Annotated in this window: 22 protein-coding genes and 1 pseudogene; 9 read left to right on the forward strand and 14 right to left on the reverse strand. The window is 43.5% G+C overall.

What is annotated here, in order from left to right; translation table 11 throughout:
• The 6 genes and pseudogenes from FTU01_RS06400 to FTU01_RS06425 form a co-directional block, all read right to left on the reverse strand.
• Positions 1 to 103, reverse strand: a pseudogene (locus FTU01_RS06400) (IS5/IS1182 family transposase); the annotation flags it as partial.
• Positions 104 to 309: 206 nt separating this feature from the next.
• Complete coding sequence (gene argB / locus FTU01_RS06405) at positions 310 to 1,218, reverse strand: acetylglutamate kinase (RefSeq protein ID WP_159123314.1); 909 nt, start codon at positions 1,216 to 1,218, stop codon at positions 310 to 312.
• Positions 1,219 to 1,228: 10 nt separating this feature from the next.
• Entirely contained in the window at positions 1,229 to 2,647 is a 1,419-nt protein-coding gene (locus FTU01_RS06410) for a phosphomannomutase/phosphoglucomutase (protein WP_166137954.1), read from the reverse strand.
• A gap of 419 nt (positions 2,648 to 3,066) precedes the next feature.
• Positions 3,067 to 3,519 carry a dUTP diphosphatase gene (gene dut, locus FTU01_RS06415; RefSeq protein WP_004783254.1) on the reverse strand — a complete coding sequence of 151 codons (453 nt, stop codon included), beginning with the start codon at positions 3,517 to 3,519 and terminating at the stop codon, positions 3,067 to 3,069.
• Between the two features lie 65 nt (positions 3,520 to 3,584).
• Positions 3,585 to 5,624, reverse strand: coding sequence for a UvrD-helicase domain-containing protein (locus tag FTU01_RS06420; RefSeq protein ID WP_180011379.1), 2,040 nt, complete (start codon positions 5,622 to 5,624; stop codon positions 3,585 to 3,587).
• Positions 5,625 to 5,759: 135 nt separating this feature from the next.
• Positions 5,760 to 6,413: an OmpA family protein gene (locus tag FTU01_RS06425; protein WP_159124472.1), complete on the reverse strand. Its 654-nt coding sequence runs from the start codon at positions 6,411 to 6,413 to the stop codon at positions 5,760 to 5,762.
• A gap of 253 nt (positions 6,414 to 6,666) precedes the next feature.
• Here FTU01_RS06425 and FTU01_RS06430 point away from each other — a divergent pair, with 253 nt between their 5' ends.
• The 6 genes from FTU01_RS06430 to FTU01_RS06455 all read left to right on the forward strand — a co-directional run bounded on the left by FTU01_RS06430 (position 6,667) and on the right by FTU01_RS06455 (position 11,232).
• Positions 6,667 to 7,593, forward strand: coding sequence for an acyltransferase (locus FTU01_RS06430; protein WP_180138560.1), 927 nt, complete (start codon positions 6,667 to 6,669; stop codon positions 7,591 to 7,593).
• Positions 7,594 to 7,610: 17 nt separating this feature from the next.
• Complete coding sequence (locus FTU01_RS06435) at positions 7,611 to 8,675, forward strand: preprotein translocase subunit SecA (protein WP_180138561.1); 1,065 nt, start codon at positions 7,611 to 7,613, stop codon at positions 8,673 to 8,675.
• Between the two features lie 157 nt (positions 8,676 to 8,832).
• The gene (gene minC, locus FTU01_RS06440) at positions 8,833 to 9,543 is read left to right on the forward strand and encodes a septum site-determining protein MinC (protein ID WP_166137965.1); all 711 of its coding nucleotides are present in this window, start codon (positions 8,833 to 8,835) and stop codon (positions 9,541 to 9,543) included.
• Between the two features lie 64 nt (positions 9,544 to 9,607).
• The gene (gene minD, locus FTU01_RS06445; protein WP_166137968.1) at positions 9,608 to 10,420 is read left to right on the forward strand and encodes a septum site-determining protein MinD; all 813 of its coding nucleotides are present in this window, start codon (positions 9,608 to 9,610) and stop codon (positions 10,418 to 10,420) included.
• A 2-nt stretch (positions 10,421 to 10,422) separates the two neighbouring features.
• Entirely contained in the window at positions 10,423 to 10,695 is a 273-nt protein-coding gene (gene minE / locus FTU01_RS06450; protein WP_004783265.1) for a cell division topological specificity factor MinE, read from the forward strand.
• Positions 10,696 to 10,944: 249 nt separating this feature from the next.
• A complete protein-coding gene (locus tag FTU01_RS06455) occupies positions 10,945 to 11,232 on the forward strand; it encodes a PA4642 family protein (protein WP_004783267.1) in 288 nt (95 codons plus the stop codon).
• Positions 11,233 to 11,293: 61 nt separating this feature from the next.
• Here FTU01_RS06455 and FTU01_RS06460 read toward each other — a convergent pair whose 3' ends face one another.
• On the reverse strand, positions 11,294 to 14,341 hold the full coding sequence (locus tag FTU01_RS06460) for a DNA translocase FtsK (protein WP_180138562.1): 3,048 nt from the start codon (positions 14,339 to 14,341) through the stop codon (positions 11,294 to 11,296).
• Positions 14,342 to 14,579: 238 nt separating this feature from the next.
• Between FTU01_RS06460 and trxB the strand changes: the two genes are divergently transcribed.
• The 3 genes from trxB (at position 14,580) to FTU01_RS06475 (ending at position 17,191) form a co-directional block, all read left to right on the forward strand.
• Positions 14,580 to 15,539 (forward strand): thioredoxin-disulfide reductase, encoded by a 960-nt coding sequence (gene trxB / locus FTU01_RS06465; RefSeq protein ID WP_004783272.1) that lies wholly within the window; start codon positions 14,580 to 14,582, stop codon positions 15,537 to 15,539.
• Positions 15,540 to 15,622: 83 nt separating this feature from the next.
• Positions 15,623 to 16,354 carry a leucyl/phenylalanyl-tRNA--protein transferase gene (gene aat / locus FTU01_RS06470; protein ID WP_034704429.1) on the forward strand — a complete coding sequence of 244 codons (732 nt, stop codon included), beginning with the start codon at positions 15,623 to 15,625 and terminating at the stop codon, positions 16,352 to 16,354.
• Between the two features lie 21 nt (positions 16,355 to 16,375).
• A complete protein-coding gene (locus FTU01_RS06475) occupies positions 16,376 to 17,191 on the forward strand; it encodes an arginyltransferase (protein ID WP_005234302.1) in 816 nt (271 codons plus the stop codon).
• 27 nt (positions 17,192 to 17,218) lie between these two features.
• Here the strand turns inward: FTU01_RS06475 and rimI are convergent, their stop codons facing one another.
• From rimI to FTU01_RS06510, 7 genes are all read right to left on the reverse strand, one after another.
• The gene (gene rimI / locus FTU01_RS06480) at positions 17,219 to 17,677 is read right to left on the reverse strand and encodes a ribosomal protein S18-alanine N-acetyltransferase (protein ID WP_180002414.1); all 459 of its coding nucleotides are present in this window, start codon (positions 17,675 to 17,677) and stop codon (positions 17,219 to 17,221) included.
• Between the two features lie 113 nt (positions 17,678 to 17,790).
• Positions 17,791 to 18,672, reverse strand: coding sequence for a metal-dependent hydrolase (locus tag FTU01_RS06485; RefSeq protein ID WP_180054089.1), 882 nt, complete (start codon positions 18,670 to 18,672; stop codon positions 17,791 to 17,793).
• 234 nt (positions 18,673 to 18,906) lie between these two features.
• On the reverse strand, positions 18,907 to 20,097 hold the full coding sequence (gene tuf / locus FTU01_RS06490) for an elongation factor Tu (RefSeq protein ID WP_004781663.1): 1,191 nt from the start codon (positions 20,095 to 20,097) through the stop codon (positions 18,907 to 18,909).
• A 94-nt stretch (positions 20,098 to 20,191) separates the two neighbouring features.
• Positions 20,192 to 22,327, reverse strand: a complete 2,136-nt coding sequence (gene fusA / locus FTU01_RS06495) for an elongation factor G (protein WP_159123545.1) — start codon at positions 22,325 to 22,327, stop codon at positions 20,192 to 20,194.
• A 131-nt stretch (positions 22,328 to 22,458) separates the two neighbouring features.
• Positions 22,459 to 22,929 (reverse strand): 30S ribosomal protein S7, encoded by a 471-nt coding sequence (rpsG, locus tag FTU01_RS06500; protein WP_004783282.1) that lies wholly within the window; start codon positions 22,927 to 22,929, stop codon positions 22,459 to 22,461.
• A gap of 180 nt (positions 22,930 to 23,109) precedes the next feature.
• Positions 23,110 to 23,484: a 30S ribosomal protein S12 gene (rpsL, locus tag FTU01_RS06505; protein WP_004783283.1), complete on the reverse strand. Its 375-nt coding sequence runs from the start codon at positions 23,482 to 23,484 to the stop codon at positions 23,110 to 23,112.
• Between the two features lie 155 nt (positions 23,485 to 23,639).
• The gene (locus tag FTU01_RS06510) at positions 23,640 to 25,142 is read right to left on the reverse strand and encodes an EcsC family protein (RefSeq protein ID WP_180032230.1); all 1,503 of its coding nucleotides are present in this window, start codon (positions 25,140 to 25,142) and stop codon (positions 23,640 to 23,642) included.
• Between the last annotated feature and the right edge of the window lie 198 nt (positions 25,143 to 25,340).

Below are 25,340 nucleotides of genomic sequence, written 5' to 3' on the forward strand. Positions count from 1 at the left end.
CTTCAATAAAATTGCGTAAATTTGAGTTGTGGTGAATGGATAAATTACGCAGAATAACTTTCAACTTTTGCCAGTGTTGATCTGTCAGCATGGTACGAGGCATAGCGAATAGTAAAATTGGGTTTGGCGATTTGATTTTACTACTTCGCTATTTTTTTAAGCTAAAAGTGTCAACACACCCTAAGCTTCAAAACTTAGCTTAAAAATAAATACTTTAGATTTAACTTTCATATTTCTAGTGATCAAAATCTTAAAATAAAAGAAATAAAAAAGAGCCTCAAGTGAGACTCTTTGATATTCAATTTATCTTTATGGACGATGTGGATTAGAACGATTGGTAATTAAAGTTCCTACACCATGATCAGTAAAGATTTCTAACAGGCTCGCATGTGGTACACGACCATCCACGATATGTGCACTGATCACGCCGCCTTTTACTGCGTCAAGTGCACAGCCGACTTTAGGAATCATGCCACCATAGATCACACCCGTTTCAATCAGACGATCAACTTCCTGAGTCGTTAAACCGGTCAGCAGATTTTTATTTTCGTCGAGCACCCCCGTAATATTGGTCAGAAGAATCAGCTTTTCTGCCCCTAATGCTTCTGCCACTTTACCCGCAACCAGATCCGCATTGATATTATAGGTGTTGCCTTCTTCATCGACACCGAGCGGCGCAATCACTGGAATGAAATCACTGTTGGTAAACATTTCCAGTACATCAGTTTTCACGCCAACGACTTCACCCACCATACCCAGGTCCACTTTTTGGATTGAACCGTCTTCAGCCGTCTTTTCCATTAACAGCTTTTTGGCGCGTAACAGGTTGCCATCTTTACCGGTTAAACCAATTGCACGGCCACCATGTTTGTTGATCAGGTTCACAATTGATTTGTTTACGCTACCGCCCAGAACCATCTCGACCACTTCCATGGTTGCCGGATCTGTCACGCGCATACCATCAATACGGTCAGATTCACGACCTAGCTGTTTCAGCATAGAATCGACTTGTGGACCACCGCCGTGTACCACAATCGGATTTAAACCGACTGTTTTTAATAAAACGATGTCACGTGCAAAAGAGCTTTCTAGCTCAGGATCCGTCATCGCGTTGCCACCGTATTTTACCACTAGGGTTTTACCCGCAAAGCGTTGGATATACGGCAAAGCTTCAGTCAAAATTTGTGCTTTGTCGATGCCTGTATGCTGATTTGGCATTCGCCTCTCCTTATTGAGCATCTAAAATGTCTTGAGCGATCTGTGGATAACGGTCACGCAACATGGATACAAACAGATGTCGAATTTCATTCAGGCCTTGTGCATCATTGGCATCAAAGCGCACCGTGAAATATTCACCCGTATTGGATGCTCGAATGATGCCAAAACCATCATCAAAATCAAGACGTATCCCGTCAATTTTACTGATTTGTGCATTTAATTGCGTAGATTGCTGCTCAACAAAGTTTAAAAGCTCAACAGGCTGCACCTGATGAGTGGAAATATATAAGTCTTCAGTTCCGTGACGTTTTGGATAAGCACGCAAGGCTTCACTTAAAGTCATACCTTTCTGGTCCAGATATTCCATGACCCGGAGCGCCGCATAAAGACCGTCATCATAACCCCAGCCACGTGCGTCATTAAAAACATAATGCCCGGCATATTCACCACCAAAAATGGCCTGATGCTGGGATTGCGCCAGATATTTACGCAGGAATGAGCTACCAGTACGAATCATCACCGGTTTTCCGCCCAGGCGTTGAACTGTATCGCGAATCAGGGTTGAACATTTAACGTCATAAACAAACTGACATGCTTTTGTGCCAGTCATACAAATTTCTGCGAATAAACAGAGAAGCTGATCAGCACTAATAATGACACCCTGTTCATCCACCAGTACCAACCGGTCCCCATCACCATCTAGGGCAATACCCAGATCTGCCTGCTGTTGCATGACAACCTGACGCAAGGTTTGTAAATGCGCTTCCTGAGAAGGATCAGGCGCATGATCCGGAAAATGCCCATTGGCTTCACAACGTAAGGCGGTAACTTCACAACCTAGTTTTTGCAGCACCAAGTTGGCACAACGTCCTGCTGAACCGTTCAGACCGTCCAGCACTACTTTAAATGGGCGCTTCAACTGAATATCTTCAAGCATTTCCTGCTGATATTGCAGACAAAATTCGGGAATAATTTGGTGAGGCAAATCATTCAGACACGATAAAGAACTATTTACATGAAGTTTTGCTTTTTGTGCGACCTGCTGAATCATCTCGGGACAAGGCGGCTCCCCTGCAATAATCCATTTAATTCCATTATCTTCTTTAGAATTATGGCTGGCCGTGACCATCACACCATTACCATCAAACTGACGCGCTGTGTAGTACAGCATCGGACTGGAACAACAGCCGATAATGACGGCTTCAATAGCATAGTCTTGAAAAATACGGCGAATGGTTTCAGCAAAAGCCGGACTGCTGATTCGGGCATCATAGCCAATCGCAACCCGAGTCTGTCCCGCAGCTTGATATTGCTGAGCCAGACCATGCGCAATAGCATCAATCACACCTGTACTGAGTAAACTGACTTTACCTCGGATATCGTAGGCACGAAAAATGTGAGCCGGAAAGGGTTGATTCATGGATCCCATAAACTGTTCTTTTCACTATTGAATATAAGGAGATAAAATAATGATTAAGCAATCATCATGACTTTAAACATTTGTTTTTGTTTTAAGACTCTGTATTTTTATATGAATTGAATGTGACAATCAATTATAAAAGTATAATTATTAATCTTTTATGTATTTAATTTGTATAACTAGTAAAATAAATAAACCCAACTAAAAATGACTTCTTGCATTATTTATCATCTATTTTCTTAAATTCTGAATGATTTTATTTTTCTATTTAAATGATACTAAAAATTTATTTAAATATTTTTCATTGAAATAAAATTCAAGAATAAAGTTTATTAAATAGCTCTGTCATTTTTTTATTGTTTTTATGATTAAAACTCTAAAAAAAGATGACTTAACTCAAAACATCCAAGTTAAGTCATCCTTTAATTTTAGTTTTTACCAGTATGACCGAAACCGCCCGCGCCACGCTCGGTTGCTTCAAACTCATTCACCAGATCAAATTCGGCCTGTACCACAGGGACTAATACATATTGGGCTAAACGCTCACCAGGTTCCAGGCTAAATGCCGTCTGACTGCGGTTCCATACAGAAACCATCAGCTCGCCTTGGTAATCTGAATCGATCAGACCCACCAGGTTACCTAAAACGATCCCGTGTTTATGACCTAAACCAGAACGTGGCAAGATCAAACCAGCAAATGCTGGATCTTCAATATAAATTGCCAAACCAGTTTTTACTAAAACTGTTTGACCCGGTTCAATCACAGTCGTTTCGTTGACACATGCACGAAGATCGAGTCCTGCTGAGCCAGTCGTTGCATAAGTCGGCAATGGCCATTCCTGACCTAGACGTGAATCAAGGACTTTCACCTGAACTTTCATGTATTTATTCCTGTTGTTTAATATCAAAAAATTTAAAGAATCAAAATCGTAGCGTTCTGTTACTTTTACCGTTTAATCAAGGCACGTAAATTATCCAGATAATGCTGAGCCTGCTGTTTTGGATCAATATTGCCTGCAAGTTTTTTCTTGCGGCCTAACCACTCCAGTTCATCTTCTGGCAGCTCATCCAGGAAGCGGCTTGGGGTCATCTGCTTCATCTGTCCACCCGCCTTACGCTGTTCCGCTAAGGTAATAGTCAAGCCCTGACGCGCACGGGTAATCCCCACGTACATTAGACGGCGCTCTTCTTCGACTGTTTCCGCAGCAATCGAGTTTTTATGCGGCAGAATTTCTTCTTCCAGTCCGATTAAGTAGACATAAGGAAATTCTAGTCCTTTAGAAGCATGTAAGGTCAGAAGGTTGACCTTATCCGTATCTTCCTCTTCCTGCTGCTGTTCCAGCATATCGAGGAGCACCATCTTACGAATGACACTTTCGATATTTTTCTCATCAACATCTTCTGCACGATTGATTAGGCTCTGAATACTGCTATACAGCACTTCAATATTATCGAGCTTGGTTTTTTCCTGTGCCGGCGTCGCTGCGGATTCCTTGATATAGTCGATATAGCCTGCTTCGACCATCATCTGACGGATAATCGGTACAGGTTCATCGTCTTCCAGCAAGTTGCGGGTAAAGTTATTAATGAAATCTGAAAATTCTGCTAGTTGTGTCGTTGCTTTCTTTGGAATGACCATAGTTAAACGCTGATCGCCTGCCGCTGACAGTAGAGACAGATTATTTTCCTGGGCAAACAGACCGAGTTTTTCTAGCGTCACCGGGCCAATGGCACGTTTCGGTGTGTTAATAATCCGCAGGAAAGCGCTGTCATCTTCCGGGTTAATGATCAGACGCAGGTAACTCATAATGTCCTTGATCTCTGCACGCGCAAAGAAAGACTGACCGCCAGAGAGCTTGTAAGGAATCTGCATCTGGCGCAGCTGAGTTTCCAGAATACGTGCCTGGAAATTACCACGATACAGAATCGCGTAATCTTTCCAGTTTTTACCATTCATCAGCTTATGCGTGATCAGGTCTTTCACTACGCGTTCTGCTTCATCATCATCATTACGACAAGTGATGACCCGAATCACTTCACCATGGCCTTTATCTGACCAGAGCTTTTTATCAAAGATATGCGGGTTGTTGCCAATCACGGTATTGGCAGCTTTCAGAATACGACTGGTAGAACGATAGTTCTGTTCCAGCTTGATCACTTTCAGATTCGGGAAATCCTGTTGTAACAGTGCCATATTTTCTGGCTTGGCACCACGCCAGGCATAAATCGACTGATCATCATCCCCTACCGCAGTGAACTGGCCCATGACCCCGACGAGCAATTTCACCAGAATATACTGTGCAGTGTTGGTATCCTGATATTCGTCCACCAGCAAATAGCGTACACGGTTTTGCCATTTATCGCGAACTTCCGCATTTTCCTGCAGCAGGCGCGTTGGCATCACAATCAGGTCATCAAAGTCTACAGCGTTATAGGCACGCAGATTACGCTCATAAAGTTGGTATAAATGCGCGAACTGAACATCTTCCGGGGTTTCACAAGTCGTGTGAGCCTGTTCTGGTGGAATCAGATCGTTTTTCCAGTCCGAAATCACCTTCATGGCTTTAGCAATCAGTTCTTTGCTTTCTGCACCTGAAAGATTATCGCGATGCATCAGATCCATCAGAATCCGCTTACAGTCATCGGCATCCAGAATCGAGAAATTATTTTTTAGCGGTGTGTGTTTGAGCTCTAAACGTAATAAATTTAGACCAAAAGTATGGAAGGTCGAGACTGAAAGGCCTTTGGCTTCTTCTCGGGTCAGCAATTTGGTGACACGCTCTTTCATTTCACGTGCCGCCTTGTTGGTAAAGGTCATTGCCGTAATCCGGTGAGCCGGAATCCCGCAATGCTTGACCAAGTACGCGATTTTTCTTGTAATTACCGAGGTCTTGCCTGAACCCGCTCCGGCAAGTACTAACAAGGGTCCTTGAGTATATTTCATGGCTTCAAGTTGCTTGTCATTTAACTGACTGGCGAGTGACATATGGCTTCCTCTTCTAGATTCGGCTCCGATTATAGTCATCTCATGCCCAGATGCCTAATTGAAAATTCATTTTCCTGCGTCATCTTTCAGACATAAAAAAACCACCCGAAGGTGGTTTTTCTGCAAAATCAGTGATTACTGAACGGCATATACTGCGATTTCAACACGACGGTTTTGTTCTTTACCAGCCGCAGTTGAGTTGTCTGCGATCGGGTTCGCTGAACCAAGACCTTGTGCATTAATACGAGTACGTGCTACGCCTTGACCAGCAAGGTAGTTCGCAACAGATTGTGCACGTGCTTGAGACAATGGAATGTTGATTGAGTCATTACCAGTGCTGTCTGTATAACCAGTTACCAAGATACCGCTTTGGCTGTCTTCAGTCAGAACTTGGGCAACTTTATTCAATGTTGCATAGAAGTTTGGTTTGATGTTTGACTTGTTAGTGTCAAATGTAATCGCACCAGGCATTACCAAGTTGATTGAACCGTCTGGATTACGGTTTACATCTACACCAGTACCCGCAGTCGCTTGACGTAATTTTTTCTCTTTATTGTCAAGGTAAACACCCGCTGCACCACCAAGTACTGCACCAATTGCAGCTGCACGGTTGTTTTGACGGCTAGTATTGGCATTACTTTTAGAAATACCATAACCTGCAGCAGCACCAATTACTGTACCCAAAGCTGTTTTGTCGTACTCAACACCACCCAGGTTATTGCCAGTAGTTTGACAACCTGTAAGTGCTACTGCCCCTGCTACAGCTGCTGAAATTAATAGTGCACGCATTGCATGCCTCCTTTGTAGTGTAATTTGTATCTTAGGTCAGATAATGATTTAAAAATAATGGGATAACCATTGAATTTTTGTTAATAATAAATCTTTTAGTAATATTTTATAATGTTTATGTGTAACCAATTTCCTGAATTTCATCATAGTTTCTTCATAGTTTAACGATCGGACTTTTCTATTCGCTCAACTCCCTCTATATTGTTCAAAATGTGATGAAATTTAGACGATTATTCTCTGGGACTGTTTTTATATGTCATCTAAAAGCAAGCAACAAACGACTTTAAAAAAACTTACCCGTGGCCTCACGGTGACATCTGTCATGACTGGCAGTACTTTTTTTCATGGACCACCCGTACTGGCTTTGGGGCTGACCAAACTTTTTAAGAAATCTTCTAAGATTGATGCAACCAATATCAAGATTACCAATAGCTGGTTGGGCGTAAATAACTGGCTGATTGACAATGTCCTGAAAAATACCGAATGGCAAATCAGTATTGACGAATCTCTGGATCTGAACATGCAGGGGCGTTATTTAATGACCTGTAATCATCAGAGCTGGGTGGATACCACGGTAAACCAGTATTTCGGTTTAACGCGCATGCCTCTCACCCGCTTTTTTACAAAATGGGAACTAATTTTTATTCCATTTGTAGGTCAAGCCTTTAAAATTCTGGGCTTCCCGATGATGAAAAGGCATAGCAAGGAACAGATTGCCAAAAACCCTTCCCTGAAATATCGGGATATGGAAGAAGCACGTAAGGCATGTGAACAACTGGTTAGCCAGCCATTTACCTTGCTGAATTATCTGGAAGGTACACGTTTTACCCCAGAAAAGCATGAACAGCAAAAATCGCCTTATAAGCATTTGTTGAAGCCTAAGGCGGGCGGTCTCGCGCTGGCACTGAACATTCTGGGGGACAAAATTGATGCACTGGTGGATATGACTATTGTTTATCCTGACGGTGTGCCAGGTTATGGGGAATTCTGGTTAGGCGAAGTCCCGCGTATTGCCGTGAACTTGAGAAAAATTGACATTCCAGACTGGGTACTCGGCGGCAATTATGAAGATGATGCAGATTACCGTGCGCGTTTCCAGCAATGGGTAGACCAAATCTGGACTGAAAAAGACCAATTAATTGAGCAAATGCAGCAGAACCTGATTTCCGCTTCTGCCTGACATTTGCCAGAGAGACTATGAAGAACGACAACCCGGACCTCGTGTCCAGCTCATTTAAGTTTATTCGCAAAGGCACCTGGGGCTGGAAAATTGCACTGATTTATGACATTTTCATGATGGTTGTCATCATCATCAATTTGTTCTGTCTCTGTGCCAATGCCATTCTGATGAGCGATTTTGGGCACTGGTTGTTTGACTTCATTCGTCTGCCTGATGTCTTGCAGTTTTATAAAAGTGAATTACGTCCCTGGGTAATGATTACCGAGGGATGGTTTACCACCTTCCTGATTATTGAACTCATCGTTCGCTGGTTCATTGCCATTGTTATGCGCCACCATGCCCGCTGGTGGTTCTTTCCCTTTGTGCACTGGTATGAAATTTTATCCATCATCCCACAGCTACGTTTTCTGCGTTTGTTACGTGCAGTCGCGATTGGCTACAATCTGCATAGCCATGGATACAAAGTCATACCGGCAAGCTGGTATAGACGGGGTAATTTCTACTATAACCTGCTGATGGAAGAACTTTCGAGCCGTGTAGTATTGACGGTACTGGATGGCATTAAACGTGAACTCAGCACCAGCACATCACATAAACAATTAATTGATGATTTGGTGGAACATCACCGTAAATTACTGGCTGTTGCTTTGACAGATATCTTGCAAGAGTCTTTGGGCAAGGAATTACAGGCACGGCGCTTCATGATTTCAAAAAATGTCGGGCAAGTCGTCAATCAGGCCATTGAAGATACACCTGAGCTCACCCAGCTTCTGCGTCTGATTCCCATTGTGGGTGGACGGCTGGAACGCCAGATCCAGAGTATTGGTCAACGTCTGGGAGAAAATATCACTCAAGGCCTGATCGATCCTTTTACACATAGTGGATCACAAGAAAACCCGACTTTTGCCATGATTTCAGATAAGATTAGCCAGATTCAGATTGAACATAATCCACATATTGATAAATTAGTCGAATCGGCTGTTTTTGAAACACTTGAAGCCATTCAAAAACAGGTCAAAGTAAAACAGTGGCAACAGATTTTAGAAGAACACGAACAAAATCAGGGCTCAATCGATAGATGAGTTTTCATTTGTGGAATCGGCTAAGATAAGTGGATTCTATTCGTATAAAAAAATAACTTGGATCGCTAGAGAATTAACGAAATTTGTTCTAGGATTTGCACTATTTACAACATTGCTTCGACATAAAACAGCAAGTCAGAAGTATTAAGGAAAAATTATGGCTGACATACGGATAAAAGGCAGAATGGTCAATGCGCTACGCATTAGCCTCGATACCAATGATCATGATGCAATCCGCCAGCAACTGAAACCAAAATTACAAGCGGCTTTTCCGCCAGGCACATTGGCGGTAATTGAAAGTTCAGTCGACCAGGAACTGATTGCCCTGATCCAGTTACTGATTGATCTCGAAGTTCAGCCTATGGCGGTGACTGAAGGGATTCTGGGGGATCAGGCTCGTGCGATTCAGTTCCCTGTTCTGCCACCTGACCGTCAGTTGCAGGAAATTAAGGCGACCAAAGAACAGGTCGTGGAAGTCAAACCTGAATCTACTGCTGACGATGAAAAAGCTGATGCAGCACCTATTATTGCGCATGTGACTTCTTATCATGATGAAATTCTGCGCACCGGCCAATGCATTGTGCAGAATCAGGGTGACATTATTATTACGGCCGGAATAAACAGTGGTTCAGAAGTGATTGCTTCAGGCAATATCCATATTTATGGCAGCGCGCGTGGCCGTGTGATTGCAGGTGCGGGTGGCAATACTGCAGCGCGTATTTTCTGCCATGCGCTGGAGGCCGAACTGATTTCTATTGCAGGTACTTACTGTGTGGCCGACGACATTCCACCGAATGTTGTGAAAAAACCCGTGCATATTTACTTGAATGATCAACAAGAGCTTGTATTTGAAGCTCTACAATTTTAATGTATAAATAAACACCAAAAACCCCATTTTATAGGGGATTTGAACCATAACAGGAGTGGATTCGGTGGCGAAAATTGTTGTCGTAACATCAGGCAAAGGTGGCGTAGGTAAGACTACAACAAGTGCATCTTTTGCAACAGGTTTAGCCCTACGTGGCCACAAAACTGTGGTAATCGATTTTGATGTAGGCTTGCGTAACCTTGATTTGATTATGGGCTGTGAACGCCGTGTAGTATATGATTTTGTAAATGTTCTCAATAACGAAGCACGATTACAACAAGCACTGATTCGCGATAAAGATATTGAAAATTTATATATTTTACCTGCTTCACAAACACGTGATAAAGATGCTTTAACTGATGAAGGCGTAGAACGTGTAATGGATGAGCTTTCACAGGAATTTGATTATATCGTCTGTGACTCACCTGCAGGTATTGAACGTGGTGCCATTTTAGCCATGTACCATGCAGATGAAGCCATCATTGTGACTAACCCTGAAATTTCTTCAGTACGTGACTCTGACCGCATCATTGGCATGTTAGATAGTAAAACTAAAAAAGTAGAACAAAACGAAGGTCGCATCCGTAAACACCTGTGTATTACCCGTTTCAATCCGGAACGTGCCGATAAACAGGAAATGTTAACGATTGACGATATTTCTAAAGATATTTTACGTGTTCCAACCTTAGGTGTTATTCCTGAGTGTCCAAGCGTTCTACAGGCATCGAATGAAGGTAAACCAGTGATTCACTTTACCGAATCTGCCGCAGGTCAGGCTTATGATGACCTTGTAGCACGTTTCCTGGGTGAAGAGCGCCCTTACCGTCATATCGAAGTAAAACCTAAGGGCTGGTTAGCACGATTATTTGGAGCGTAAACATGGCTGGATTCTGGAGTAAACTTTTTAGTAGCGAGGATAAACCATCAAGCGCACAAACCGCGAAAGACCGTTTGAAAGTCATTGTTGCTTCTGAACAGGGTTTGGGGCGCCGTTTGAGTCAGGATAAAATTGACCAGATGAAGACAGAGATCATGCAAGTGGTCAATCGCTACGTCCGCGGGGTTGATGAACAGCACATTCAGATGCAGGTACGTTCTGAAGCAAACATTGAAATGCTTGAAATGAATATCAATTTACCTGAAGAGCGATAATCTGAATTTTGATTAGTCAAGTAAATTGATTCAAGGCAAAATATGAGCCTCAACAAAGCGCCGCTTTGTTGAGACGCAAGACCAGAAGCTTGGCTTCGCGTAGACTTGATAGTAATTAGTATTTTTTTTACCTCATCTCAAAACGTGAAGTGATACTTCGAATAGACAAAGTGCATGATAAGACTTTGCCTCTTGCGAACTCATATTTTGCCTTTTTTCATGCCGAAGAATTACATCAAGGAGATTGCGATGGCATTATCTCAACCAGCGACCTTTAACGAAGAATGGTCAGATGAGCGTGTATATGCCTACCTGAATCAGCTTCCTCCTGCAGGCGTCAATGCAGATTTTCATGTGCTTTATCATGCATTCAAGCATATGCGCCCTTTTGATTATGAACGCCTACTAACCAAATTTGTCGCAGACGGTCGCGATCTTAACGCCACCAATCCGGAAGGACAGCGCATTCATGACGTGATTGCCACTTATCCGCGTCAAAGTGCCGAGTTCCTCGCAGTATTAGAAAAATTTGCATAAGTTGTAATGCATAAAAAAGCCTGCTTAAAGCAGGCTTTTTTAATCGCTAGAGATTCTGGATTTAAACCAAGATCTCACGCTTCCCATTGGCACCCATTGAGCTGACAATGCCATTTTCTTCCATCTGGTCAATGATCCGTGCAGCACGGTTATAACCCAGACTGAACTTACGCTGCAAAGATGAAGTTGATGCTTTGCGGGTTTCCAAAACAAAAGCCACACACTGATCATACAGCGCATCTCGATCAGATCCACCATCTCCACCATCCTCAAAGCCGCGACTAGACGGTTCTTCATCAAATGGAGTCAGGATCTCATCCACATAGTTAGGCGCCCCACGTTCACGCCATGCATCACAGATCCGGTTCACTTCATCATCGGCAATAAAGGCACCGTGTACGCGCTCCGGCTCAATTTTACCCGGGCCAAGGAACAGCATATCACCATGACCGAGCAGATCTTCTGCACCACCTGCATCGAGAATGGTACGTGAGTCGATTTTCGAGTTCACACGAAGTGCGACACGTGTCGGAATATTCGCCTTGATCAGACCAGTGATCACATCTACTGAGGGACGCTGAGTTGCCAGTAACAGGTGAATACCGGCAGCACGGGATTTTTGTGCCAGACGGGTAATCATCTCTTCAGCTTTCTTACCGACCTGCATGATCATATCCGCGAACTCATCGGCAACAATCACAATCGATGGCAATGGCGTTAAGCGCGGTGCACGTTCCCCTGCGACTGATTCACTCGCTTTCCAGGTTGGATCAAATAGCTCTTCACCATTGGCAAGCGCCTCTTCTACCTTACGGTTATAGTCGCTGAGCTTACGAATTTTCAGGAAAGACATCAGTTTGTAACGACGTTCCATTTCATTCACACACCAGTTCAAGGCACTGACTGCATCTTTCATATCGGTCACAACTGGGGTTAACAGGTGTGGAATATCGTTATAGTTGGCCAATTCAAGCTGTTTCGGATCGATCAGGATCAGGCGTAACTGGTCTGGTGTGTACTTCAATAGCATCGATAGAATCATCGAGTTAACCGCCACCGACTTACCAGAACCCGTAGTCCCTGCTACCAGCATATGCGGTGCTTTACCCAGTTCAGTAATCACCGGATTGCCCGAAATATCCTTACCCATGGCCATCGACAAAATGCCATCTGGATCATTGAATTTTGGAATCTGTACCAGTTCAATCAAACGCACCATTTCACGGCTACTGTTCGGAACTTCAATGCCGATATAAGGCTTACCTGGAATAACTTCGACTACACGTACTGAAGCCATTGACATCGAACGGGCCAAGTCACGTGAAATATTAGTGACTTTGGAAGCTTTCACACCAGGCGCAAGGTCCAGTTCAAAACGGGTCACGACTGGGCCTGGCTGAGCCTCGACCACTTTGGCTTTAACGTTAAATTCCTGAAGCTTGATTTCCAGAAGTTCTGATAAACGGGATAATTGCTCTTCAGTGAAATTCACTTTTTTGTTCGGATCGACTTTATCCAGCAATTCCAGACCCGGCAATGGTGACAGGTCTTTACGGCGCTCAGCGACCTGCATGGCACGTGACATTGGACGACCAGCGGCATCGGTCAGTGGCGCATCGAAGTCAAACTCGTCTTCATCCTGAGGCTTACCGGCAGTTTCATGCCAAGCCTCAATAAATTCTTCTTTGGACAATGCTTCTCGAACTGCTGCATTGGTCGCTGCGGCTTGAGCTGTTGTCTCTACACGCTGAATCGGTGCCTGAACAAAAGCAGAAGATTGGGCATAACTTGATGCACGTACAGGTGCAGGTTTTGGTTCATCAGCTTCAACCAGTAAATCGTCCAGATCATCAAAATCTGCTTCCAGACTGGTATTTTTAATGGCATGTGCAGCCATGATCGGAGCAGCCGCAGTGGAACTGACCATTCCAGCATCTTCTACAATTCTGAGGGATTTTTCAGCTGCTGCTGAATTGAACGGGCTATGCACATCCGTTGCGGTTTTACCTTGCGGAACTGCCGCTAATAACTCATCAAAAATTTCATCATCATCCCAGTCCAGATTCTTGACTGTAGATGATGATGTCACTTCATGAGCATTGTGATTCGTTGACGCAGCTGCAAATGCATCAGGAGAAAAATCAGCTTGCTCTTCTTCTGCAGCTTTAAGCAAAGCATCGATATCCTGCTTGTGACGCTGGTCTTCATTGGAATGTAACGCACGCCACACCTCCCCTGTTGCCACCACACGATCCGGCTCTACTGTTCGCGGTGCTTGTTCCTGAACAGGTTCTGAAGCTGATGTCTGTACAGGTTCAGAAATATCTTCTTCATAGTGGTGAGGCTGGTGCGATTCTTTATCTGCAAAATCCTCAAACAGGCGTTCAGCGACATGATCACGAACTACAGGGTCGACTTCTACCAGATCATGCTCAGGTGCGGCAGTGACTGGTACTGTCACTTTTTTGGCAGCTGCTTTTACCGCTTCTTTTTTCATTACAGGTGCGGTACGGTCAAAATCAGACATACCTTCTGGCACATTACGGTAGAACAGGTCTTGCAGATAAGCAGGTGTTGCCTTGAGACTGCTCCAGGTCTTGTTCCATTTCACACCAAATGCCAAGGTAAACAGAACCACCCAAAGCACCAGCAAGAAAAAAGCTGCGCCATAGACAGTTAGTAATTGTTCAAGACTTTGGCCCAGCTCATAGCCAATGATCCCGCCTGAAGAATTATCCAGCGTATCGGCTGGAACTTGCCAGAACAGGAACAGCAACGCCGATGTAGTCAATAACAGGAAGAATTGGGCAGCATAGCGGAATGGACGGTTCAGGAAGCTGCGCGGCCACCAGACCTGGATTGCTTCCATAAACAGATACACAGGGATCAGCAGGCTTGCCCAACCGAGAAAACCAAATAACAGGTCTGAAATCCAGGCCCCTGCAACCCCACTCGCATTTGAAACTGTCTGCGTATCACTAGAGATATGCATCCACCCCGGATCAAATGGTGTATAGGTCACTGTTGCAAGAAACAGATAAATCCCAAATGAGACTAAAAATAATGTCATTACTAAGCGCTGTGCATAGGCACTCGACACCGCTGTCATATACTGTCCTGTAACCAATTCTTCATGAATATTCTTTTGCTGGTATGCTTCAAAAAAAGCGTCGCAATAAAATGCATATTATGCACCTGTTGCATCAAAAAAGATGCATTATTGTGTACTTCTTCTATATAGCCCAAATCGATTTCGATGATCAATAATATCGACTTTAATCTCACACCACTGTTATACAGTTTCACGTATAATTCAATAAATTTCTAAATAAAAAAGGATACAGCGAATGAGCGCACGTCACTCACGACTGATTATTTTAGGTTCTGGCCCTGCTGGCTATAGCGCAGCAGTCTATGCAGCGCGTGCAAACTTAAAACCGACCCTGATTGCAGGTCTGCAACTGGGTGGTCAATTAACCACAACGACTGAAGTAGATAACTGGCCTGGCGATCCTGAAGGTCTGACTGGTCCAGCTTTAATGGAACGTATGCAGGCTCATGCAGAACGTTTTGGTACTGAAATTGTTTATGATCATATCAATGAAGTTGACCTTAACGTTCGTCCATTCGTCCTGAAAGGCGATATGGAAGAGTTTACTTGTGATGCCCTGATCATTTGTACTGGTGCAACTGCGCAATACCTGGGTCTGGAATCAGAAGCTGCATTTATGGGTCAAGGCGTGAGCGCGTGTGCAACCTGTGACGGTTTCTTCTATAAAGAGCAAAAAGTGATGGTTGTGGGCGGTGGTAATACCGCTGTTGAAGAAGCATTATATCTTTCTAACATCGCTTCTCACGTGACTCTAGTTCACCGTCGTGATACGTTACGTTCTGAAAAAATCCTGCAAGACCATCTTTTTGAAAAAGAAAAAGAAGGAAAAATCAGCATTATCTGGAATCATCAAGTAGAAGAAGTGTTGGGTGATACCACTGGCGTCACTGCGGTACGTTTGAAATCAACCCAAGATGATTCAACTCAGGATGTTGAAGTATCAGGTCTATTTGTTGCTATTGGTCATAAACCAAATAGCACCATGTTTGAAGGCCAGCTAGAACTGCGTGATGGTTATATTCAGGTTCAAAGTGGTACCGCGGGCAATGCCACTCAAACCTCTATCCCGGGTGTATTTGCTGCAGGCGATATCGCAGACAGTATCTACCGTCAAGCAATTACCTCTGCAGGTTCAGGCTGTATGGCGGCACTGGATGCAGAAAAATATCTCGATGCCATGGGCAAATTAGACTAAGCAGCGAAAATAAAAAGACCGTCCATCATGGGCGGTTTTTTTATGTATGATAAAAACAGTCTATTTCAAGATCAGGGTTCTGCATGCATCTTCTTCCTCCTTCACAGTACATTTTCCCCAATCCTGAAGAAGCAGATCTTGAGGGTGAAGGCCTGATTTGTATCGGTGCAGACCTCTCCCCTTCTACTTTGTATGAGGCCTATACCCATGGTCTCTTCCCCTGGTTTTCTGAAGGTGATCCGATCTGCTGGTGGAGTCCGGAACCACGCTGTATTATTCGGCCAGAAGATTATCATCCAAGTAAATCCCTGCTTCGAAGCATGAAAAAACAGGATTATAAAATTACGGTGAATCATGCTTTTGAAAGAGTCATCCGTTCCTGCTCATTGCCTCGCGCTTATGCAGATGAGACCTGGATTAGTGAAGAGATCATTCAAGGTTATTGCGACCTGTTTAATGCGGGTTATGGTTATAGTATTGAGGTTTGGGATGAAGATCGCCTAGTAGGTGGACTCTATGGGGTGACTATCGGCAAGGGCTGTTTCGGTGAATCCATGTTTAGTACCCAAACCGATGTTTCTAAAATGGCTTTCTATGCCCTGATGCTGATTGGCAGAGAAAATCAGCTGCCCTGGATTGACTGTCAATTGGTGAATGATCACTTGATGAGTCTAGGTGCCTGTACAATTTCTCGCCATACATATCTTAAATCGTTACAAGATGTGATAAAACAGCCTGCGATCAATTGGAAAAAGTATCAAGACGGTGTATTTTCAAGTAAAACAATAGCGCAGTCTGCGCGATTAAGTGAATGAAAATAACAGAGGGCACTTGTTATGAACTCTTATCAACCACAGTCCCTACTGAACGATTTACAGTATTATATTACGCCGCCGCATGACTGTAGCTATCTGCCCAACAAGTCCGCGCGCATGGTTTTTCTTGATCCAGCGCACCGTATTGATGTAGTGACGCTGTCCGAGCTTTCTCGTACCGGTTTCCGTCGTAGTGGTGATTTTGTCTATCGGCCTGAATGCCACCTGTGCCGTCAATGTTTATCTTCACGTATTCCTGTTCATGAATTCCAAATGAACAGCTCGCAAAAAAAAGCCTGGAAACGTAATCAGGATTTGACGGTTAAAATTACCCATCCTGAACAGGCCACAGATATACATTACGCCCTCTATGAACGTTATATTAATGAACGTCATGCAGATGGTGATATGTATCCACCTAGCCGTGACCAGTTCGAAAAGTTTTTACTGCAAAGCTGTACCGATAGTTTCTTTCTGGAATTATGGAAAGATGACCGTCTCATCAGTGTATCGACTTGTGACCTGCTCGATGATGGCGTTTCAGCGGTGTATACTTTCTTTGATCCTGATGAGAACCGCCGTTCCCTTGGTGCCTTTGCGATTCTGAAACAGATTGAGCACACTCAAAAACTTGGCTTACAGTTTGTTTATCTGGGCTACTGGGTGCCACATTCAGCCAAAATGAACTACAAGTCTCAATACCTGCCACTTGAATTATTGATTGACGGGCAATGGCGCCGATTAAACCGCACCCTTACCCCTGTGGAGATTGAACATCTGGGAAACTCCTTGATGACGACCTTGCCTAGCGGATGGAATAATCCCATCATCAAGTAATTTAGTCGTCAAATAAGAGCTGGAATATTATTTAAACAGGCTGGCAAAATCATCAGTACAGGACTTCACCATAATAATGGCATGTTCCCGAGTGCCATTCGAATTCGGATAATAGTTCTTGCGCAGATCAATCTGATGAAAACCGGTTTTTTCATACAGTTTAATTGCAGCAGTATTGCTTTCCCGTACTTCCAGAAAGATTTGTACTGGACTATTTTTCAATAATGCAATTGAGGCATCTAGCAACTGATAACCTAAACCTTTGCCCTGTTGCGCAGGATCAATTGCCATCAGTAATAAATTGGCTTCATCCAACACCGGCTGTAAAATGCAGAACCCTACGACTTGCCCTGCTTGTTCAATCACAGTGCTTTGATAGGCAGTAACAGCATCTTCAAATTGTTTAAAGGTCCAGGGATGGGATTGTACTTTGGTTTCAATCTTGGCAACGGCTGGTACATCCGCAGCTTGCATCAAACGAATCATCTTCGTTCATCTTATCTAGAATTAACCTCCGCATTATAGAAACTTTATTTAAAAAATCGAGCAAAAAAAAGAGCAACTTAGGTTGCTCTTCAGTCTTTTAATCTAGTTTTAAATTAAAGGCCCAGTTTTTGTTTCCAGCTTTGTAATAAGCTATGGGTGTCATGATCATTTGGATGAAAACCAGGTTTAAAGTACATCAGCATTTCTTTACCCATACCGGTAATAATTCCTTTAGATGGGCTATAACCATAAGTATAGATTTCTTTTAAAGCTCCAAGACTTAACTGACGGTCTTCTTTCAATAAACGCAATACGAAGTAGCTTTGTACAAAGAATAGCGTGACCATCGCTGCAACCAGTGAAGTGGTACGCAGTAGATAAGATTTTAAACCTTTACCGAAAACACCTTCGAATACATCATAGGCCACGGCCTTATGTTCATTCTCTTCAATTGCATGCCAGAGCCACATGGTTTTCATGGTGTCATCTTTCATCAGTTCCTGAATATGCTGATTGGTCAGTAACTGAGATGCAATGGTCGCAGTAAAATGTTCTAGTGCAGTCGTCGCAGTGAGGTCGACCATTTCCTGGGTAATACCAACTGGCTTACCGACTGCCGCAAAGATTTTGCGTGCAGTTTGAATGACTCGGTCAGTATAATGATCTAGCGTATCAACATCATGGCCATGGCGTTGCGCTGAGGCATTAAAGCCAACATGTTCCTGGGTATGCATGGCTTCCTGACCAATAAAGGCAGAAATTTCTTTTTGCAATGCTTCATTGTCTTTAATTGCTGGGTGCTGACGTACAGCGCGAACAGAATCAATAAAGAATTTTTCGCCTGCCGGGAATAATGCAGAGAGTGCAGTCATAAAGTGAGTCAGTCCTGCTGAACCATTCATCCAGTATTCTGGCACTTGATCAAAATCAAAACTCATACGACGTACCGGAAAACTTGCGCCTGCACGATTGGTAATTTTCACTTGAGCATTCATACACTTACTCCCATCAGTTCTATATAGAGCTGAAATCTAATTATTAAAATTCTTATAGTTATATTACTGCGTTGAATTTTTCACATAAGGGTAGATAAGGTCAGTGAAATATCACTTAAGGACAGCTTGTAAATATATTGTTAGACAATTTAAATATGCTTGAAAATGAGTAGGTTGAATTTACAGATATAAAAAAAGCGTCCCAAAGGGACGCTTTTTTCACACAATCAGCGATTATGCAGTTACTTTAGCAACTACACCAGCACCAACTGTACGACCACCCTCACGGATCGCAAAACGTAGACCTGGGTCCATTGCGATTGGGTGAATTAGTTCTACTGACATTTCTACGTTGTCACCAGGCATAACCATTTCAACGCCTTCTTTCAAAGAAATCGCGCCAGTTACGTCAGTTGTACGGAAGTAGAACTGTGGACGGTAACCGTTAAGGAATGGAGTGTGACGACCACCTTCGTCTTTAGAAAGTACGTATACTTCTGCATCGAATTTAGTGTGCGGTTTGATAGAACCTGGTTTAGCAAGTACTTGACCACGTTGTACGTCTTCACGTTTAGTACCACGAAGCAAGATACCACAGTTCTCACCAGCACGGCCTTCGTCAAGAAGTTTACGGAACATTTCAACGCCAGTTACAGTAGTCTTAACTGTGTCTTTGATACCCACGATTTCAACTTCTTCACCAACTTTGATGATACCAGTTTCAACACGGCCAGTTACAACTGTACCACGGCCAGAAATTGAGAATACATCTTCGATTGGCATCAAGAATGCTTGGTCGATTGCACGTTCTGGTTCTGGGATGTAAGAGTCAAGCGCTTCAACAAGAGCTACAACTGCGTCTTCACCGTATTGACCAGCTTCACCGTTCAGTGCAGCAAGTGCTGAACCACGGATTACAGGAGTGTCATCACCTGGGAAGTCGTAAGTAGAAAGAAGTTCACGAACTTCCATTTCAACCAGTTCAAGAAGCTCTTCGTCGTCTACAAGGTCGCATTTGTTCAAGAATACAACGATGTAAGGTACACCTACCTGACGAGAAAGCAGGATGTGTTCACGAGTTTGTGGCATTGGACCGTCAGTCGCAGCACATACAAGGATCGCGCCGTCCATCTGAGCAGCACCAGTAATCATGTTTTTAACATAATCGGCGTGGCCCGGGCAGTCTACGTGAGCATAGTGACGAGTTGGAGAATCGTATTCTACGTGTGAAGTATTAATTGTAATACCACGTGCTTTTTCTTCTGGTGCAGAGTCGATTGCAGCGTAGTCTTTCGCTTCACCACCGAATTTTTTAGCACATACAGTTGCAATCGCAGCTGTTAAAGTTGTTTTACCATGGTCAACGTGACCGATTGTGCCCACGTTAACGTGTGGCTTATTACGTTCAAACTTAGCCTTAGCCATGTTCATCTTCCTTTGTAGATTACTCATGCAGTAAACCTGCATGAGTATTAGATTTTAACTATAAATTTAGTTAGGCAATATAGTAATCGAAAGATTACTCGTCGTCACCTTTTTTGCCGCCAGCTTGGAACTTAGCAATGATGCCTTCAGCCACGTTACGTGGAGTTTCAGCATATTTAGCAAATTCCATAGAGTAAGTCGCACGACCTTGAGACATAGAACGCATGTGAGTTGCGTAACCAAACATCTCAGAAAGTGGAACTTCAGCACGGATTGCTTTAGTACCGCCAGGAAGATCGTCCATACCTTGAACCATACCACGACGACGGTTTAAGTCACCCATGATATCGCCCATGTAGTCTTCTGGAGTTTCTACTTCAACTTTCATGATTGGTTCAAGAAGAACAGGATCTGCTTTCATGAAACCGTCACGGAAGGCATAAGAACCCGCCATTTTGAACGATAATTCGTCAGAGTCGACATCATGGTAAGAACCGTCGAACAATGTCGCTTTGATGCCAACTACTGGGTAACCAGCAAGGACACCATTCTTCATACGTTCTTGGATACCTTTGTCAACCGCACCGAAGAATTCTTTCGGTACTACACCGCCGACAACTTCTTCAGCGAACTCGTAGTCTTTACCAGATTCAGGGTCCATTGGCTCAAGACGTACGTATACGTGACCAAATTTACCTTTACCACCTGTTTGACGAACGAATTTACCTTCTTGTTCAACAGATTTTTTGATCGTTTCACGGTAAGCAACCATTGGTTTACCAATGTTTGCTTCAACGTTGAACTCACGTTTCATACGGTCAACGATGATGTCAAGGTGAAGCTCACCCATACCAGCAATGATGGTTTGACCAGATTCTTCGTCAGTACGTACGCGGAACGATGGATCTTCTTTCGCCAAACGACCTAAAGCAACTGACATTTTTTCTTGGTCAGCTTTAGTTTTAGGCTCAACTGCAAGTGCAATTACTGGCTCTGGGAATTCCATACGCTCTAGTGTAATTACGTGGTTTTCATCACATAATGTATCACCAGTCGTTGTATCTTTAAGACCTACACATGCCGCGATGTCGCCCGCACGAATTTCTTCGATGTCGTGACGGTCATTTGCGTGCATCTGTACGATACGGCCGATACGCTCACGTTTCATTTTCACTGGGTTATAAACCGGGCTACCCGCTTTAAGAACACCAGAGTAAACACGTACGAACGTTAAGTTACCAACGAATTTGTCGTTCATGATTTTGAACGCTAACGCAGCAAACGGTGCATCATCAGACGCTTCACGAGAACCTTCAGTTTCGTCTTTGTCGTCTAAGATACCTTTGATTGCTTCAACGTCAGTCGGCGCTGGAAGGAATTCAATTACTGCGTCCAACATACGTTGAACACCTTTGTTTTTGAACGCCGAACCACACATCATCGGTTGAATTTCGTTTGCAAGCGTACGCGTACGTAAACCAGCTACGATTTCTTCTTTCGTCAAATCACCTTCTTCAAGGTATTTGTCCATAAGCTCTTCAGATGCTTCCGCAGCTGCTTCAACCATGTTTGTACGCCATTCATTAGCAGTATCAACTAGGTCAGCTGGGATGTCGCCATATTCGAACTTCATACCTTGAGATGCTTCATCCCAGATAATCGCTTTCATTTCGATAAGGTCAACAACACCTTGGAAGTTTTCTTCAGCACCGATTGGAACAACGATTGGCACTGGGTTAGCACCCAAGCGAGTTTTCATTTGTTCAACCGCACGGAAGAAGTTCGCACCAGTACGGTCCATTTTGTTAACGAACGCAATACGTGGAACTTTATATTTGTTCGCTTGACGCCATACAGTTTCAGACTGAGGTTGTACACCACCTACAGCACAGTAAACCATACACGCACCGTCAAGAACACGCATAGAACGCTCAACTTCGATTGTGAAGTCAACGTGTCCTGGGGTGTCAATAACGTTAATACGGTGTTGTTCGAACTGGTTGCCCATACCTTTCCAGAAGCATGTTACAGCTGCTGAAGTAATGGTAATACCACGTTCTTGCTCTTGTTCCATCCAGTCCGTAGTTGCCGAACCTTCGTGAGTTTCACCTAGTTTGTGGCTCTCACCTGTGTAGAACAAAATACGTTCAGAAGTCGTTGTTTTACCAGCGTCAATGTGCGCTGAGATACCAATGTTACGGTAACGAGAAATTGGGGTTTGACGAGCCATGATTTCTTGCATTCCTAAATTTTGTTGTTTAAAACAGGACGCTTTAAGCTGCTGGGCAACTTAAAGCGATTCGATGACAAAACAGCGAAAACTGGCTCATCATCCTCCTGAATAGGGGCTGTTTTAACCGCTTAGAAGCGATAGTGAGAGAAGGCTTTGTTGGCTTCAGCCATACGGTGCACATCTTCACGTTTTTTAACCGCTGCGCCTTTACCTTCAGCTGCATCAAGCAACTCACCAGCAAGACGTAAAGCCATAGTTTTTTCAGAACGCTTAGCAGCAGCATCTACTAACCAACGCATAGCCAAGGCAGTACGACGGGATGGGCGCACTTCCATAGGTACCTGGTATGTAGCACCACCAACACGGCGTGCTTTTACTTCGACCATAGGACGAACTTTTTCAAGAGTAGTCTCGAAAAATTCAACTGGATCTACTTTAGATTTTTCTTGAACGCGGTCTAAAGCACCGTAAACGATACTTTCAGCAATAGATTTTTTACCATCTTGCATTACGTGGTTCATGAATTTAGCGATTGTTTGGCTGCTGAACTTAGGATCCGGAAGGATTTCACGAGCAGCGACTACGCGACGTCTTGGCATTTTAAAACTACCTATAAATATGACACTTCAGGTTAATCCAGCAGTAGCACAAAGTGTCGTGTGCATTCGCTGGCCTTACTACACGTCGCTTGAATTTTCACAAAATTAAATGCAGAAATCAGACAAGCGAGACGATAAAGGATTGCAGTTCTAGCGAACTAAGAGCTTAATCTCGAAAGATTATTTCTTAGGACGTTTAGTACCGTATTTAGAGCGAGCTTGGTTACGATCTTTAACACCAGCACAGTCTAAAGAACCACGAACGGTATGGTAACGTACACCTGGTAAGTCTTTAACACGACCACCACGGATAAGAACAACACTGTGCTCTTGCAGGTTATGGCCTTCACCACCGATGTAGCTAGAAACTTCGAAACCTGAAGTTAAGCGAACACGGCAAACTTTACGCATTGCTGAGTTAGGTTTTTTAGGTGTAGTTGTGTAAACACGTGTACAAACACCACGGCGCTGTGGACAAGCCTTCAACGCAGGAACTTTAGATTTTTCAACTAAAGTCGTACGACCCTTACGGATCAACTGATTTGTTGTTGCCATGTGGCAATTCTCCCGTTAATAAAAAGCCCCAAAAAAATACTACTTTTTGAGGGCATGCAATTGTATGTCAAGATGCAAAATCGGTCAATATGCCGGAGTCAGGCAAAACACGATCGCATCTCGACTTTAAGCGTTTATTTTATGGCGAAAATCACTTATTTTTTCGATTTTGTGGCAGCATTTTTTGTAACATCTTCCGTAGTTTCCTCAGCTTGCGTTTGTTTGTCTACAGTCTCGGAGTTTTCTGGATTGTTTGTATCCGTCTCTTCTTCAGCGGCTGCCTGTAACATTTCTGTGTCATTTTCCTGTAAGCCAAGCTCTTCTTCCAGTGCTGCATCTGCATCAAAAGAATCTTTTGGAATAGCTGGTTTTTGTTCCTGTTTAGCGTCGGCATGTTCAACCAGTTTATCGGTCAATTCATCCAGACCTTCACTGACTTTTTCATCTTTTTTCACTTCAGCTTCTTCTGGGCTTAGACTTTCCTGATCCTTCTTAACCAGCTTGACCTGCTTAATAGTTTGATTGCCTTCAATTGGGATTTCTTTATCCAGAATTGGCTTATCTTTATCCGCTGCCAAATGGTCAAGATTTTCCATCAGCTTAGGGGCTGCCTGCTGGAGCAGGTCAACGGCTTTTTCATAGGCAGCATATGGCGACAAACCTAGATCCTGATGCTGCTGCAGATACTGACGGGCATGAGAAAATACTTCTTGAGCTTTCTGGTTCACATCATTCACAAAGCGATGACTATAGACTGCGCCAATCCCTGCACTCGCCAATGGAGTCAGTTTGGTTAACTGCTCTAATAAAGACAGTTTCGGGAAATGGTTCATCCATTCCCACTTCATGCTACCATCCTGATTGCTGAGCCATTTTTTCAGTGTTTCCACATCATTGCTTGATCCAAGCATAGTCTGCAACTGGGAAAGGTCATGTGTTTTCAAAGTACTGCTCAGCGCTTTAAGCCCCATCAACAGCGCCTGTTTTTCTGCAATCAGACTGAGATCAATCTGTCTAAAGATATGCTGTACAATTTCCTGATCGTCTTCCTTGCTCAGGTCAAAACCATAAGAACGTCCCACTTGATAGATGGTACGCAGTGCCATCAGTAAAGAAGCTGGAATATCAATCGCGGTTCCCAATACGCCAGTGACGCCACTTACAGCGCCTTGTACTGTCGCCATCCATTTATTTTGTTCGGCAAACGCCTGAGAAATGCGTTGTGAACGCGTAGTATCCTGAGTCAGTTCTTCTAGATCCTTTGCCCCTGCTTCATTCAGGATGGCATCAACTGAACTCATTTGGTTACTAAACTGATTCAGGTGATTATAAAAGTAGTCAGATACTTTGTCGGCCAGCTGGGGAGAAACAAAATGCGCGACATTATTCACGGTATTAAAACGACGGCCCAGCAGCTGACGGGAAACATTTGGAAGATGTTCGCGTAGCATGTCTTTGGGATTTTCATATTTTTTTGAAGCAAAAGGGCTTTTGACTTTTGCCGAGCCATCAACAGCATGATCGGTATTGAAGGTTTTAGTCACAGAATCTGGTGCAACATGATTTAACAGCTCCAAACCTGTTGAACTGAACTTTTTCGCCACTCCAAAGGCATTCGAAATCAGACCATTAGATTGTTTATTATTAGCATTTACCATTTTTTACCTCAGCATGCACGTGCTTGTATTTGGTATAAATACTAGGTGTAGTCAGCATTTATCTCAACCTTATTCTGTTTCATTTAGTAAAAGCTCTACACAGTACTTTATAAACTCAACCTACTGTCACACGGCATAACATTTGCCATAAGATTTCAAAAATCTTTCTGCTATGATGTTCTGCATTGTGAAATAGGG

The sequence above is a fragment of the Acinetobacter sp. YH12043 genome, from assembly GCF_013419915.1.
In the GTDB taxonomy this organism is placed as follows: Bacteria; Pseudomonadota; Gammaproteobacteria; order Pseudomonadales; family Moraxellaceae; genus Acinetobacter.

Coding starts and splice junctions, on each gene's coding strand:
- rpsL (WP_004783283.1), bottom strand. CDS start 23,484: ATGGCAACAACAAATCAGTTGATCCGTAAGGGTCGTACGACTTTAGTT.
- aat (WP_034704429.1), top strand. CDS start 15,623: ATGCATCTTCTTCCTCCTTCACAGTACATTTTCCCCAATCCTGAAGAA.
- fusA (WP_159123545.1), bottom strand. CDS start 22,327: ATGGCTCGTCAAACCCCAATTTCTCGTTACCGTAACATTGGTATCTCA.
- FTU01_RS06420 (WP_180011379.1), bottom strand. CDS start 5,624: ATGTCACTCGCCAGTCAGTTAAATGACAAGCAACTTGAAGCCATGAAA.
- trxB (WP_004783272.1), top strand. CDS start 14,580: ATGAGCGCACGTCACTCACGACTGATTATTTTAGGTTCTGGCCCTGCT.
- FTU01_RS06485 (WP_180054089.1), bottom strand. CDS start 18,672: ATGAATGCTCAAGTGAAAATTACCAATCGTGCAGGCGCAAGTTTTCCG.
- dut (WP_004783254.1), bottom strand. CDS start 3,519: ATGAAAGTTCAGGTGAAAGTCCTTGATTCACGTCTAGGTCAGGAATGG.
- argB (WP_159123314.1), bottom strand. CDS start 1,218: ATGCCAAATCAGCATACAGGCATCGACAAAGCACAAATTTTGACTGAA.
- minE (WP_004783265.1), top strand. CDS start 10,423: ATGGCTGGATTCTGGAGTAAACTTTTTAGTAGCGAGGATAAACCATCA.
- FTU01_RS06510 (WP_180032230.1), bottom strand. CDS start 25,142: ATGGTAAATGCTAATAATAAACAATCTAATGGTCTGATTTCGAATGCC.
- FTU01_RS06460 (WP_180138562.1), bottom strand. CDS start 14,341: ATGACAGCGGTGTCGAGTGCCTATGCACAGCGCTTAGTAATGACATTA.
- tuf (WP_004781663.1), bottom strand. CDS start 20,097: ATGGCTAAGGCTAAGTTTGAACGTAATAAGCCACACGTTAACGTGGGC.
- rimI (WP_180002414.1), bottom strand. CDS start 17,677: ATGATTCGTTTGATGCAAGCTGCGGATGTACCAGCCGTTGCCAAGATT.
- rpsG (WP_004783282.1), bottom strand. CDS start 22,929: ATGCCAAGACGTCGCGTAGTCGCTGCTCGTGAAATCCTTCCGGATCCT.
- FTU01_RS06410 (WP_166137954.1), bottom strand. CDS start 2,647: ATGGGATCCATGAATCAACCCTTTCCGGCTCACATTTTTCGTGCCTAC.
- FTU01_RS06430 (WP_180138560.1), top strand. CDS start 6,667: ATGTCATCTAAAAGCAAGCAACAAACGACTTTAAAAAAACTTACCCGT.
- FTU01_RS06455 (WP_004783267.1), top strand. CDS start 10,945: ATGGCATTATCTCAACCAGCGACCTTTAACGAAGAATGGTCAGATGAG.
- FTU01_RS06425 (WP_159124472.1), bottom strand. CDS start 6,413: ATGCGTGCACTATTAATTTCAGCAGCTGTAGCAGGGGCAGTAGCACTT.
- FTU01_RS06435 (WP_180138561.1), top strand. CDS start 7,611: ATGAAGAACGACAACCCGGACCTCGTGTCCAGCTCATTTAAGTTTATT.
- minC (WP_166137965.1), top strand. CDS start 8,833: ATGGCTGACATACGGATAAAAGGCAGAATGGTCAATGCGCTACGCATT.
- FTU01_RS06475 (WP_005234302.1), top strand. CDS start 16,376: ATGAACTCTTATCAACCACAGTCCCTACTGAACGATTTACAGTATTAT.